The following is a 13172-nucleotide window of genomic DNA, read 5'->3' as shown; positions in this document are numbered from 1 at the left end:
ATGGAAGACATTATTGGGATTTTGGCCACGCCACTCATCGTCTTCATGGTGATAGTGGCCCCCATCTGGCTGGTGCTGCACTACCGCGCCAAGGGCCGGATCGGGGCGGGTCTTGCCGATAACGAACGGGAGCAGCTGCAAGGCCTGCTGATGCGCGCCGAGAAGATGCAGGAGCGGGTCGGTGCCCTGGAGTCCATTCTGGATGCCGAGGTTCCCGGCTGGAGGAATAAGGTATGAATGCTATCTATGCCCATCATAGTGTGAAGACAGCATCTATCGGTGCACTGGGTTTCATTCCGGACGCCGAGGTTCCCGGCTGGAGGAACAAGGTATGAGCGCCTCCACCAACCCGCGCAACCTCTATCGGGATCCTCAGCAGGGCAAGATAGCCGGGGTGTGCGCCGGTCTTGCCGACTACTTCGGGGTGGAAACCTGGATAGTACGGCTGCTGGCCATCACCGGCCTCATCTTCGCCGGTTTCATCACCTTCACCGCCTACATAGCGGCCTGGTTTTTGCTCGACAAAAAACCGGTCACCCTGTACGGGGAGAACGATGCCGAGTTCAGCGACCTGCGCATGAAGGCGCGCAGCTGGCAGGCCGGGGTCACCCCTCATCAGGCGCTGGGGCGCATCGCCAAGGAGCTCGATACCCTGGAGCCCAGGTTGCAGCGCATGGAGAAGCTGGTGACCTCCAAAGAGTTCAACTTGCAACGGGAATTCAGCAAGCTGTGATGAGAGTGTGGTGAGAAACAAGCGCCCTGGGCCAGTGAGGGTAGGGGCGCAGCAACACAGAGGATTGAGCACGCCTTGACACCTAAAAAATTGCTACGAAACAAGTTCGAACAGCAGTGGTCCGTGCTGCAGCACAAGGCCAATGAGGTAGTGAACCGGGTTCGGGATCGCCACATCCGGCTGGCGGTCACCGGTCTGTCCCGCAGCGGCAAGACCGCCTTTATCACGGCGCTGGTGAACCAGCTGGAGCACGCGGCCATCGACGGTCGTCTGCCCTTGTGGGATGCCCAGCGCCAGGGGCGGATCTTGGGGGCCCGCCGCGTCCCCCAACAGAACCTCCATATTCCGACTTTCGCCTACGAGCGGGGGCTCGACTCCCTGTTCGGGGATCCCCCCGCCTGGCCTGAGCCCACTCGCGGCGTGGCCGAGGTGCGCCTCGAAATACGCTATCGCACCCGCCATCCCCTGCGCCGCCACCTGGGGGAGATCTCCACCCTCTATGTGGATCTGGTGGATTATCCCGGCGAGTGGTTGCTGGATTTGCCCCTGCTGGATCTCAGTTACGAGCAGTGGAGCGAGCAGGTTGAGCAGCAGCTGCGCCGCCCCGAGTTGCAACAACTTGCGACCGCTTGGCTCGAGCCGCGCTGGCAGGCCGAGCAGGCGTTCGAGGAGAAACCCGCAAGCGAGCTGGCGATGCGTTACACCGACTATCTGCACGCCTGCAAGCGCGAGCTGGGCTTGCACCTTATCCAGCCGGGCCGCTTCGTGCTGCCGGGGGAATTCGCCGGTGCCCCCTTGCTGCAATTCGTGCCCTGGGTGTGGGACAAGCCCGCTGGTGAGCCCGCCGATGGTACCCTCTACGCCACCTTCAAGCAGCGCTTCGAGCAGTACAAGCAGCATCTGGTGCAGGGCTTCTACGAGCAGCATTTCGCCGGGTTTGATCGCCAGATCGTGCTGGTGGATTGCTTGCAACCCCTCAACGCCGGGGCCGCCAGCTTTGGCGACATGCAGCAGGCCATCGCCCGCATCATGGAGAGCTTCGCCTACGGCAAGAGCAACTGGTGGCGTCGTCTCTTCTCCCCGCGCATCGACAAGTTGCTGTTCGTGGCGAGCAAGGCGGATCACGTGACGCCGGAGCAGCACGGGCCCCTGGTCTCCTTGCTGCAACATCTGGTGAGCAGCGGCCGCGGCCAGGCCCGCTTCGAGGGCATAGAGACCGAATGCCTGGCGCTCGCCGCCATCAAGGCCACCGAGGTGGGCAAGGGGCAGGCCAATGGCCGCGAGTTTCCCGCCATTCGTGGCACCAGCCTGGACGGGGAGCCGTTGCTGCTGTTCCCGGGGGAGGTGCCGTCCCAGATCCCGCCGGCCCAGTGGTGGCAAAACCAGGGCTTCGATTTTCAGGCGTTTCGCCCGTTGCCCATGAGCGCCCACCAGGCGCTGCCCCATATCCGGCTCGACGCGGCGCTGGAATTCCTGCTCGGGGATCACCTCGAATAATCAGCTGGCCTGCTGGCGGGGCAACCCCTTGCCGGCAGGCGCCGAGGAACATAAGCGATGAACGATCAGACAAAACAACCCACGCCAGCGGCGGGCGTCCCGCTGCAAGGCAAGATGGTACTGGATCCCGTGTTGCAGGTGGCATCAGCAGAGCCTGCCCCCGCACCGGCCCAGCGGCTGGAGGAGGCGAGTTTCGAGCGCCTCGATGAGCTCAATGACTTCACCGAGGTGGAGCCGGCCCTGACCATCAAGCCCCGCCGCCGTCACCGCCTGCTCGGTTGGGGGCTGGGGGCCGTGGGGCTGCTCTCCTTGGGCCAATTTGGCGCCTTCCTCGTCGATCAGTTTGCCTCGTCCCCGCTCTGGGGCGGCGCCTGGCTGCTGGCCTCCGGCCTGGTGCTGGTAGGCACCGCCAGCGTGGCCGGGCGCGAATGGCTGCGGCTGCGCACCCTCAAGCGGCGCCAGGACGTGCGCTCGCGCGCAGACGATCTGCTGGCTCACCAGGGGGTGGGGCAGGGTCAGGCCTTCTGCGAGGCCCTGGCCGAGAAGAGTGGCGACAAGGGGCGGGAGGGTTATCGCAACTGGCTCTCCCAGCTCGACGAGAGCCACAGCGATCGGGAGGTGCTCACCCTCTACAGCCAGTTGGTGCTGACCGAGCGGGACAAGCTGGCCCAGGCCCGGGTCGCCAAATGGTCCGGGGAGGCCGCCGTGCTGGTGGCCCTGAGTCCGCTCGCGACCGTCGACATGATGCTGATGCTGTGGCGAAATCTGCGGATGATTGAAGATATTGCGGATGTTTATGCCATTGAACTCGGTTACTGGAGTCGCATTCAACTGATACGCCAGGTGTTTCGCAACATGCTCTATGCCGGCGCCACCGAGCTCGTCACCGAGGTGGGGATGGACTTGCTCGGTGCCGAACTCACCGCCAAGCTGTCGGCCCGTGCCGCGCAAGGGGTGGGGGCGGGCCTGCTCACCGCGCGGCTCGGGCTGCGCACCATAGAGGCGTGTCGCCCGCTGCCCTGGTGCGGGGACGAGAAGCCCAAGCTAGGCGAGCTGAGAAAACGGCTCATCGGCCAGCTCGCGGGTTACCTCAACAAGTCTTGAGGCCAGTAGCGCCCTTGGGTGTCACAAATTGTTTACATTGATGGCAAGCAGCCGACCCCTGGGTCGGCTGCTTTTTTAGGGGGCAAACCGTTACAGTGATCCCATAGACCTTTACAGACAGGCCTGTACCAGCAGACCTGCGTAAACAGACCAACGCAAAGGCGCCCCAATGGGGCGGGATGGAACGGGATCATGGCCACTCTTTACACAGCACATCAGCCGGACGCGCAGGGTTTCATCCATTACGACGATGAGGAGCAGGGGACCTGGCAGATCCTGATCGAGCGCCAGCTCGCGGCCCTGACCGGCAAGGCCTGCGATGAGTACATGGCAGGGCTCGCGCGTCTCGCCCTGCACCCGGATCGCATCCCGCAGCTCGCGGAGATCAATGCCGTGCTGCAACCCGCCACCGGCTGGTCCGTGGTGGCGGTGCCGGCGCTCATTTCGTTCGATCGCTTCTTCTCGCTGCTGGCCAACCGCCAGTTTCCGGTCGCCACCTTCATTCGGCGCCGGGACGAGCTCGACTACCTGCAAGAGCCCGACATCTTCCACGAGCTGTTCGGCCATTGCGCCATGCTGACCAACCCGGCTTTCGCCCACTTCACCCACGTCTATGGCCAGCTTGGCCTCAAGGCCAGCAAGGAGGAGCGGGTCTTCCTCGCGCGCCTCTACTGGTTCACGGTGGAGTTCGGTCTGGTGCAGGGGGAGAGCGGGCAGGGGAGTGGCCTTCGCATCTACGGCGGTGGCATCCTCTCCTCCATCGGCGAGACCGGCTATGCCCTCTCGGGCCAGCCCAGGCTGCAACCCTTTGATCTGGTGGAGGTGCTGCGCACCCCCTATCGCATTGACATCATGCAGCCCATCTACTTCGTGCTTCCCAGCCTGGATGCCCTCTACCAGTTGGCGGAGCAGGACATCATGGCGGGGGTGAATGAGGCTCGCCGCCTCGGCCTGCACCCGCCGCGCTTCACTCCGGCTGCCAGCAAGCAGGCGAGCTGAGGATCTTACTTGACCACCATTGCGCCCATCTCAAGCGCGCCCAGATACACGAAAGGAGTCCCTAATGTCCGAACTGGCAAGCCAACAGTGCGAAGCGTGCCGCGCCGATGCCCCCAGAGTCAGCGATGAGGAGCTGGCGACCCTGATGCACGCCATCCCCGACTGGCAGCCCATGGTGGTGAAAGGGGAGTTGCAACTGCGCCGGGAGTTCGGCTTTCGCAACTTCAAGGAGGCGCTCGCCTTCACCAACCGTCTCGGCGAACTGGCGGAGGCCGAGTTCCATCACCCTGCCATTCTCACCGAATGGGGCAAGGTGACCGTCAGCTGGTGGACCCACAAGATAGGGGGGCTGCATCGCAACGACTTCATCATGGCGGCGCGCACCGACGAGCTGCTCAAGTAGTCATCTCGTCGCCATCGCGGCATAAAACAAGGCGGGTCTGTCCGGTGAAAACGGGACGGACCCGCATTTTTATGGGTCAGCCCTCGCACTGGCGGGATCGAGTCTGTATCATCCGGTTATTCAGAATGTTAGCCAGGAAGTGTGTGCCGAATGCGTCTTGAAGTCAGCTGTGAAGACCGCCTGGGCTTGACCCGGGAATTGCTCGACCGTCTGGTGGAGCACAACATCGATCTGCGCGGCATCGAAATCGATACCTCAGGCATCATCTACCTCAACTTCCCCGAGCTGGAGTTTCGCGATTTTCAGCACCTGATGCCGGAAATTCGCCGCATCCCCGGCATCTACGACGTCAAGACCATCCCCTACATGCCCTCCGAGCGGGAGCATCACGAGATTGAGGCGCTGCTCAAGGCGCTGCCGGATCTGGTGTTCTCCCTCGACAGCAAGGGGCGGGTGACCCAGGCCAACCAGGCCGCCCTCACCACGCTGGCGCTGCCGCCGGAAGAGGTGCGCGGCGTCTCTCTCGGCTCCCTGGTCAAGGGTTTCTCCTTCGCCCGCTGGCTGGAGGCGAGCGAGATCCGGCCCCAGACCTGCAAGCTGAGCCTCGGCGGTGAGGAGTATTTGGGCGACCTGATGCCGCTGTTTGTCGCCGAAGAGAAGGGCAAACAGGCCCTGGCCGGCGCCGTGGTGGTGCTCAAATCCGCCCGCCGGGTCGGCATGCATTTCAGCGCCTTGCACGCGGTGGAAGTGGGTGGCTTCGAGCACCTGCAGGCCGAGAGCCAGAAGATGAAAGAGGTGCTGGCCCAGGCGGCCAAGCTCGCGATGCAGGATGCCCCCTTGCTCATCGTCGGCGAGACCGGCACCGGCAAGGAGCTGCTGGCCCGCGCCTGTCACGGTGCCAGCCTGAGATCCAGCCATCCCTTCATGGCGCTCAATTGCGCCGCCATGCCGGACAACGTGGCCGAGAGCGAGCTGTTTGGCTATGCCCCCGGCGCCTTTGGCAACAACACAGAAGGCAAGCGCGGCGTGCTGGAGCTGGCGAGCGGTGGCACCCTGATGCTGGACGAGATCGGTGACATGTCCCCTCATCTGCAGACCAAGTTCCTGCGGGTGCTGCAGGACGGGGTGTTTCGCCGGGTCGGTGACGAGCAGGAGGTGCGGGTCAACGTGCGCTTCATCTGTACCACCCAGAAGCAGCTGCTGGATCTGGTGCACGAGGGCAAGTTCCGCGAAGATCTCTACTATCGCCTCAACGTGCTGAGTCTGGCGCTGCCGCCGCTGCGCGAGCGCAAGGCAGACATCATGGCCCTGGCCCAGCAGTTTGTGTTTCGTTTTGCGAGCGAGCTGCAGCGCCCGCGTCCGCGTTTTACCCGCAACATGGCCGAATACCTGACCGCCTACCGCTGGCCGGGCAACGTGCGCCAGCTGCGCAACTGCCTCTATCGGGCCATGACCCTGCTGGAAGGGGACGAAATCGGCCCTGAGCACGTGGATTTGCCGGTGGCGGCGGATGCCATGCCGCTCATTGACGAGTGGTTCGAGGGCGGGCTGGACGAGGCGGTGAAGCGCTTCGAGAGCCGGTTGCTGGAGCGGCTCTACCCGGCATTCCCCTCCACCCGGCAACTGGCCAAGCGGCTCGGGGTCTCCCACACCGCCATCGCCAACAAGTTGCGCGAATACGGGATAGGCAAGAAGTAGTCGAATGTCTTCTCTTCACCCCCGGAGCCCGCATCATGTCGGGCTCTTGTCATTGATGCGACACCAGATGACGCAGCCGTCGTGCGAACCAATAGGCGCAGCCCCCGTGGCTGATAAGCTCGGTGCCACCCCTAGCCGGTATTCCCCTCATGGGCATGGCGCCACCCTGGTACCGGCATGGGCATAAGTATGGGCAGCATGCGATCACTCTTTCGTATCCGATTCATGGCGTGGTTGACGCCGCTAGTCTGCGCCATGGCGCTGGCCGGGGAGGGCGTGCCCGCGACCTCGGCCGAGTTTAGGGCCGAACTGGTGCGCCAAACCGTGCTCGATATCCTCAGTTATACCCGCTGGCCAAACGAGCCTGCCGAGCTGCGACTGTGCATCACGGCGCCGACGGAGTACGCCGGTGCGCTGCTCACCATCCGGCAGCAGGCCAACGGCCGCCTGGTCGGGGTGCACCGCTATGACGCAGGGGACGAGGCGCTGATCCAGCGCTGCGACGTCATCTACCTCGGGGTGCTGGCTCAGGAGCAGCGATTGTCTCTGTTCGAGCGGCTGCGGGGCCATGCCATCCTCAGCATCAGCGAGCAGAGTGACGAGTGCATCGCCGATGCTGTGTTCTGCCTGAAGGCCGGCCAGGACAGGGTGCGCTTCAAGGTCAATCTGGACGCCCTGGCCCGCAGCGGGGTCCGGGTCCATCCGGCCGTGCTCAAGCTGGCCAGGGCCGATGAGGGGGCGCAATGACACGCCGTATTCACGCCGAAGGGGCCAGGCTCACCCTGCGCCAGAGCCTGGGCCGCACTCACATGATGACCTCCCTGACAGCGGTCTGCATGGCTGGCCTGTTTTTGACCATCACCGCCTTGCTGGCGCTGCGCATCTACGCGGATCACAACCTGGAGCTGGTGGCCCGCGCCATCAGCTACACCACGGAGGCGGCCGTGGTGTTCCACGACGAGGAGGCGGCGAAAGATGCCCTGCAGAACATCACCTCTCACGAAGACGTGGCCAGCGCCAGCATCTTGCTGCCCAACGGACGCGTGCTGGCGAGCTGGTCTCGCGCCATCAGCACCCCCTGGTCCAGTCTGGAGCAGCATCTGGCGCGGCTGATCCTGCCGGGCCCGGTGGAGCTGCCCATGGTGCGGGGGGGCAAGGAGATAGCCCGCATTCACCTGATAGGCCACGGCCAGTATCTGCTGCGCTTCCTGCTGCAGACCCTGATGGCGACCCTGGTCTGCCTGCTGCTCAGTATCCTCGGCGCCCTCTATGTGGCGCGCCGGATGCAGTACTCCATCACGGATCCCCTCAAGGCGCTGGCCCAGGTGGCCTACAGCGTGCGCCGCCAGCGCGCCATCAAGCAGCGGGTGCCGGCGGCCAACATCGCCGAGCTCCATGAGCTGGGGGAGGATTTCAACTCCCTGCTCGATGAGCTGGAGGCCTGGCAGGCACACCAGAAGCGGGAGAATGCCAGCCTGCTGCATCAGGCCACCCACGACTCCCTGACAGGGCTGCCCAATCGCGCCCTGTTTGAAGCCCGCTTGCAACAATCCCTGCTGGCCGGCCATTCCCTGAACGAGCGTTTCGCCCTGCTGTACCTCGATTGCGATCGCTTCAAGGAGATCAATGACAACCTGGGCCACGGCGTCGGTGACGAGGTGCTCATCACCCTGGCGCGGCGGGTACAACATCAGCTTCGTCCCATGGATCTGGTGTGCCGGTTGGGGGGAGACGAGTTCGCCATCCTGCTGACCCCGCTGCACCATGAGAGCGAGGTGCGCGAGGTGATGATGCGGATCCAGCAGGCGATGGCCACCCCGGTTGTGCTGGGGGACGGCCGCCATCTGGTGGCGGGGGTCAGCATAGGGTTTGCCATGTACCCGGAGCAGGGGCTGACGGCCGATGATCTGCTGCAACACGCGGACAGCGCCATGTATCAAGCCAAACGACAACGCAAGGAGGGACTGACCGACCAGAGAACACACACTTGAAGTTGATGCAGATAAAAAAACGAAGAGGATGATAACAATGACAAACGTGATGAAGATGGGACTGATGGGGTTGCTATTGAGCGTGCTGACCGCATGCCAGAGCCCTCCCCATGGCCTTTCGGCCGAGCAGATCGCTGCGCTCAAGGAGCAGGGATTCCACCTGACCGACGAGGGTTGGACCCTGGATATCTCCAACAAGGTACTGTTTGCCAACAATGTGGGGGCCCTCAATCCCAACACCCGCCAGGTAGTGGAGAAGCTCGGCAAGGCCTTGCTGGACGTGGGTCTGAACAAGGCGCGGGTGGATGGACATACCGACTCCAACGGTGAGGCCACCTATAACCAGCAGCTGTCTCTGAAACGGGCCAAGTCCGTGGCCGACGTCCTGGTGTCCGTGGGGATGCCCCAGGCCAATGTCGACATTCGTGGTCGCGGGGAAGAGGCGCCGATCGCTGACAACGGCAGCGCCGCCGGTCGGGCGGAGAACCGCCGGGTCGCCATCATCATAGGCAACGACTAACCCTTATCGACAGTGCATCAGCCGCTATCATCTTGTGTCCCGAGGGCGAATGCCCGCTCTTCCCGTTAGCCTGACTGCGTGTGTGTGACCACTCTCTTGCCAATGCCAGATTGACGACAGGAGAGTGGCTATCTGCCCACTGAGTACCCTCCCTCTTGAGTAACACCCAGGTTAACCGCCGTCGCGATCCCCGTTAACCGAGGGGATAAGTTGCCACGCACTGCCCCTGACTTGATCCAGCACAAACCATTACTTGAGTGATAGTCGTTATCATTTCCATTATTTTCAAATGGTAACCTGCCCGTGACGACAGCACAGCTCACCCCGACCATGACAGGACTCGCGAGTCCGGATCCCCTCAAGTTTGCCTTCAGCGCCAAGACCTCGGCTCACGCCAGCCGGGGCGGCATGCGTCCTCTGGCGCTCGATGACGCCGGCTGGCAGGCCTGGTGGCAGCAGCCGAGCCAGGCGCAGGAGCGGGCGCTCTACATCCACATTCCGTTTTGCCGCAAGCGCTGCAGTTTCTGCAACTTCTTTGAAAATGGCGCCAACCCGGCGCGCATGAGCCGCTACATGGCGGCCCTGTGTGACAACCTCCATTGGGCCGCCGAGTCGCCTTTGGCCCAGAGCAAGGCCTTCTCGGCCGTCTATGTGGGGGGCGGGACGCCTACCGATATGGCGGCGGACGATCTGGCGCGCCTCGCCGAGGCCATTCGCCGCTTCCCGTTGGCCCGGGACGCCGAGATAACCCTGGAGGGGCGCCTCAACGGTTTTGATGACGAGAAGTGGCAGACGGCTCTCGAGGGGGGCTTCAACCGCTTCTCGTTCGGGGTGCAGAGCTTCGATACCCAGGTGCGCCAGCAGGCGGCCCGCTTCGATGACAGGGAGACCCTGCTTGCCCGGCTGGGGGAGCTGACCCGGGATGATGCCGCCGTCATTGTCGCGGATCTCATCTTCGGTCTGCCGGGCCAGGATGATGCCGTCTGGCGCCAGGACATAGCGGACGTGATGGCGAGCGGGGTGCACGGGGTGGATCTCTATCAGCTCATCGCCATGGCGGGCACTAACCTGGAGCGGGCCGAGGCCAAGGGCAAGCTGGGCTGGTCGGCGGACGGCCAGCAGCGAGCCAGCATGTATGCCTATGGCGCCCAGACCCTGGAGCAGGGGGGCTGGCAGCGGCTCTCCAGCAGTCACTGGCGCCGCGGCGACGCCGAGCAGAGCCGCTACAACCAGATGGCCAAACGCGGGGCCGAGATCCTGCCCTTCGGCGCCGGCGCCGGCGGCAGCGTGCACGGCCATGGCCTCATGTATGGCCGGGATCTGGCCGCCTGGCACGAGGCGCTGGCCGCCGGCGTGCGGGCCCCTGGCATGGTGATGGGGGCGAACCCCAACGCCCGCATCGACGGTCTGCTGCGCGGTGCGCTGGACACAGGCTGGCTGGCGTTGACCCGTCTGCCAGCACCTCTGCTGGCGCACCTGATGCCGCTGTTTCTGTCCTGGCAGCAGCACGGGCTGGCTGAGTTGAAAGACGAACGGCTGGAGCTGACCCTGGCGGGGCGCTTCTGGAACGTCAACCTGCAGGCCGGGCTGTTCGAGTTTTTGCAGCTCAACCCCCTGGGCGGGGAGCCCGCACCGACCGCGAGAACCGGCCATCCGGCCGCGGCGGTACGCCATTCCCTGGTGTGAAAAGCGATTTCTGCGATATAAAAATGGCCCATCCTGTGATGGGCCATTTCTTTATGCTGATAAATACATGCTGACTAGTCGCTGATGCTGTCTACCCGCACGGTCAGGCTGCCCTCCGCCAGGGTGGTGACGAGGGTCTGCCCCGGGGCCGTCTGGCTGGCACGGCTGATCACCTCGCCGCTCCTGGTGCGGGTGATGGAGTAGCCACGGCCCAGGGTGGCCAGCGGGCTGACCCCGTCGAGGCGGGCGCTCAGCATGGCGAGACTGTGGTCGGCCTGGCTCTGGCGTTTGGCCATCAGTGCAAAGAGCCGCTCCTCGGCGAGCTGATGACGACGCTTGCCGGCCGCCAGCAACTTCTCTGGGCTTCTGGCCTGCAGGCGCAGCTCGAGGTTCGCCAGGCGCCGCTCCCCCTGGTGCAGGCGGCTTGCCAGCAGCTGCTGCAAGCGGTTGGCGAGCTCGTCCAGGTGCTGGGATTGCTGCTCCAGCCGGCGCTTGGGATCCTGATGATCCAGCCGCTTTTGCAGCAGGGCAAACTGGTGGCTGGCGGCGGTCTGGCGCCGCGCCATGGCCTGGGCGATGCGCTGGTGCAGGTGGGCGAGGCGCTGGGCACGGGCGCTTCTGTCTGGCGCCACCAGCTCGGCGGCGGCGGAAGGGGTGGGGGCGCGCAAGTCGGCGGCAAAGTCGCTGATGGTGACATCCACCTCGTGGCCGACGGCACTCACTACCGGGATGGCTGAGTGGGCTATGGCGCGGGCCACCGCCTCCTCGTTGAAGCACCAGAGATCTTCGAGGGATCCACCGCCGCGACCGACGATCAGCACATCCACCTCGGTGCGACGGTTGGCCAGATTGATCGCGGCGACGATCTGGCCGATGGCGGTGCTGCCCTGCACCTGGGTCGGGTAGATGAAGACAGGCAGATCCGGCGCCCGGCGCTTAAGCACCGTCAGCATGTCGTGCAGGGCGGCGCCGGTGGCGGAGGTGACCAGGCCCACCGCGCGGGGCTCGCGGGGCAGGGGACGCTTGCGGCCCTCATCGAACAGTCCCTCGGCGCTGAGCCTGCGCTTGAGTTCCTCGAAGCGCAGGGCCAGCATGCCGTCCCCGGCGGGTTGCATGGATTCGATGATGAGCTGGTAGTCGCCGCGGGGCTCATAGAGGGAGACCCGGGCCTGCACCAGCACCTGCATACCATCCTGCGGGCGGAACGGCACCCGCCGGTTGTTGCCCTTGAACATGGCGCAGCGCACCTGGGCGGACATGTCCTTCAGGGAGAAGTACCAGTGACCCGAGCTTGGCATCGCCAGGTTGGAGAGCTCCCCCGTCAGCCACACCAGCCCCAGATCCTGCTCCAGGATCATGCGCACGGCGCTGTTGAGGCGGGTGACGGTGAAGATCTGCTGCGCTCTGTTCTGGCTGCTGTCGTTGAGGTGATTCAAGGCTGGCCCTGCTGCTGTGTCCGCCGGGGCGGGGAGAAGACGATGGGGGATATCTTACCCCAGTTCGCAAGGAGAGCCGAGTCCGGGGAGGGCAAGGCGGCGCAATCATATGGTCGACACGAACACCGGGCCTTGGGCCCGGCGTTTAAGGGGGATCAGCGCTCGGTCTGTGGGCTGACCGGTTTGACGACGCGGGCAGGGCTTACCACCAGCCAGACCGCGAGGCAGACGATGGCGCCACCCATGACGAAGCCGCCGGTGAGGGTTTCGCCGAGCACCAGATAGCCCCACAAGATGCCAAACGGAGGAATGAGGAAGGTGACGGTGAGGGAGCGCAGGGGGCCGATGTCGGCGATGAGGCGAAAATAGAGCAGGTAGGCGAGGGCGGTACAGATGAAACCGACTGCCAGCACGCTGGCCCACACCTCGGGCTGGGCCCAGTTGACGACAGGGCCCGCCACCATGGTGTAACCGAAGAAGGGCAGCAGGAAGAGGGCTGCGCCAAGTTGGCTGCCAAAGGCCACCAGTTTGGCATCCAGTCCCCCTCGCTCGCTGATCCAGCGGCGGGTCAGGAAGCCGGCGCAGCCGTAACAGGCGGTGGCGATAAGGCAGGCCAGCACCCCAGTGATGAAGCTGCCGGTCAGGCTCAGCTCTCCCGTGGTGGTGATGAGGGCGATGCCGATGAGCCCCAGCATGACGCCGCCCCATTTGCGCAGGGTCAGTTGCTCGTTGAAGAAGGAGAAGCCGATGAGGGCTCCCATCAGCGGTGTGGTGGCGTTGAGGATGGCCGAGTAGCCCGCCGGCAGCCAGAGCGCCGCGATGGCGTACATCAGGAAGGGAATGCCGGAGTTGATGATGCCAAGCACCATGGCGGATTTGAGCTTGCCGTGAAACTGCATGGGGGTGCGCAGCAGAAGCAGCATGACGGCGAGACCGATGAGGGCGAAGAAGACCCGCAGGAAGGTGGTGTTGACCGAGCCGAAGGCGGGCGCTGCTATGCGCATAAACAGGAAACTGGCACCCCAGATGGCGGCCAGCGCCAGCAGTCTCACATAATCCGATGTTCTCATTTTCTCTTCCTTGAAATGCTGGGCTAGTGCCAGCT

Annotated in this window: 13 protein-coding genes; 11 read left to right on the top strand and 2 right to left on the bottom strand. The window is 64.3% G+C overall.

From position 1 onward, the window contains the following. The 11 genes from pspB to hutW all read left to right on the top strand — a co-directional run bounded on the left by pspB (nt 1) and on the right by hutW (nt 10631). On the top strand, nt 1-237 hold the full coding sequence (gene pspB / locus CUC44_RS02955) for an envelope stress response membrane protein PspB (protein ID WP_100858500.1): 237 nt from the start codon (nt 1-3) through the stop codon (nt 235-237). A 94-nt stretch (nt 238-331) separates the two neighbouring features. Next, complete coding sequence (pspC, locus tag CUC44_RS02950) at nt 332-733, top strand: envelope stress response membrane protein PspC (RefSeq protein ID WP_100858499.1); 402 nt, start codon at nt 332-334, stop codon at nt 731-733. A 90-nt stretch (nt 734-823) separates the two neighbouring features. Continuing rightward, nucleotides 824-2230, top strand: coding sequence for a YcjX family GTP-binding protein (locus CUC44_RS02945; RefSeq protein ID WP_100858498.1), 1407 nt, complete (start codon nt 824-826; stop codon nt 2228-2230). A 57-nt stretch (nt 2231-2287) separates the two neighbouring features. Continuing rightward, nucleotides 2288-3334 (top strand): YcjF family protein, encoded by a 1047-nt coding sequence (locus CUC44_RS02940; RefSeq protein ID WP_100858497.1) that lies wholly within the window; start codon nt 2288-2290, stop codon nt 3332-3334. Nucleotides 3335-3526: 192 nt separating this feature from the next. After that, complete coding sequence (gene phhA / locus CUC44_RS02935) at nt 3527-4333, top strand: phenylalanine 4-monooxygenase (RefSeq protein WP_100858496.1); 807 nt, start codon at nt 3527-3529, stop codon at nt 4331-4333. A 64-nt stretch (nt 4334-4397) separates the two neighbouring features. Further along, complete coding sequence (locus CUC44_RS02930; RefSeq protein ID WP_100858495.1) at nt 4398-4736, top strand: 4a-hydroxytetrahydrobiopterin dehydratase; 339 nt, start codon at nt 4398-4400, stop codon at nt 4734-4736. Nucleotides 4737-4886: 150 nt separating this feature from the next. Continuing rightward, nucleotides 4887-6434: a transcriptional regulator TyrR gene (gene tyrR, locus CUC44_RS02925; protein ID WP_042638650.1), complete on the top strand. Its 1548-nt coding sequence runs from the start codon at nt 4887-4889 to the stop codon at nt 6432-6434. A gap of 198 nt (nt 6435-6632) precedes the next feature. After that, on the top strand, nt 6633-7181 hold the full coding sequence (gene yfiR / locus CUC44_RS02920) for a regulatory sequestration protein YfiR (RefSeq protein ID WP_167388756.1): 549 nt from the start codon (nt 6633-6635) through the stop codon (nt 7179-7181). Further along, nucleotides 7178-8425 (top strand): diguanylate cyclase DgcN/YfiN, encoded by a 1248-nt coding sequence (dgcN, locus tag CUC44_RS02915; protein WP_100858493.1) that lies wholly within the window; start codon nt 7178-7180, stop codon nt 8423-8425. Before yfiR ends, dgcN begins: the two co-directional genes overlap by 4 nt. Before the next feature lie 37 nt (nt 8426-8462). Beyond that, a complete protein-coding gene (gene yfiB, locus CUC44_RS02910; protein ID WP_425266291.1) occupies nt 8463-8945 on the top strand; it encodes an outer membrane lipoprotein YfiB in 483 nt (160 codons plus the stop codon). 330 nt (nt 8946-9275) lie between these two features. Continuing rightward, entirely contained in the window at nt 9276-10631 is a 1356-nt protein-coding gene (hutW, locus tag CUC44_RS02905) for a heme anaerobic degradation radical SAM methyltransferase ChuW/HutW (RefSeq protein ID WP_167388759.1), read from the top strand. A gap of 74 nt (nt 10632-10705) precedes the next feature. Here hutW and xseA read toward each other — a convergent pair whose 3' ends face one another. Continuing rightward, entirely contained in the window at nt 10706-12067 is a 1362-nt protein-coding gene (gene xseA, locus CUC44_RS02900; protein ID WP_100858491.1) for an exodeoxyribonuclease VII large subunit, read from the bottom strand. 155 nt (nt 12068-12222) lie between these two features. After that, nucleotides 12223-13137, bottom strand: coding sequence for a DMT family transporter (locus CUC44_RS02895; protein ID WP_100858490.1), 915 nt, complete (start codon nt 13135-13137; stop codon nt 12223-12225). Nucleotides 13138-13172: the final 35 nt, after the last annotated feature.

This window comes from Aeromonas lusitana (assembly GCF_002812985.1).
In the GTDB taxonomy this organism is placed as follows: domain Bacteria; phylum Pseudomonadota; class Gammaproteobacteria; order Enterobacterales; family Aeromonadaceae; genus Aeromonas; species Aeromonas lusitana.
This window is presented reverse-complemented; position numbering and strand designations above follow the sequence as displayed.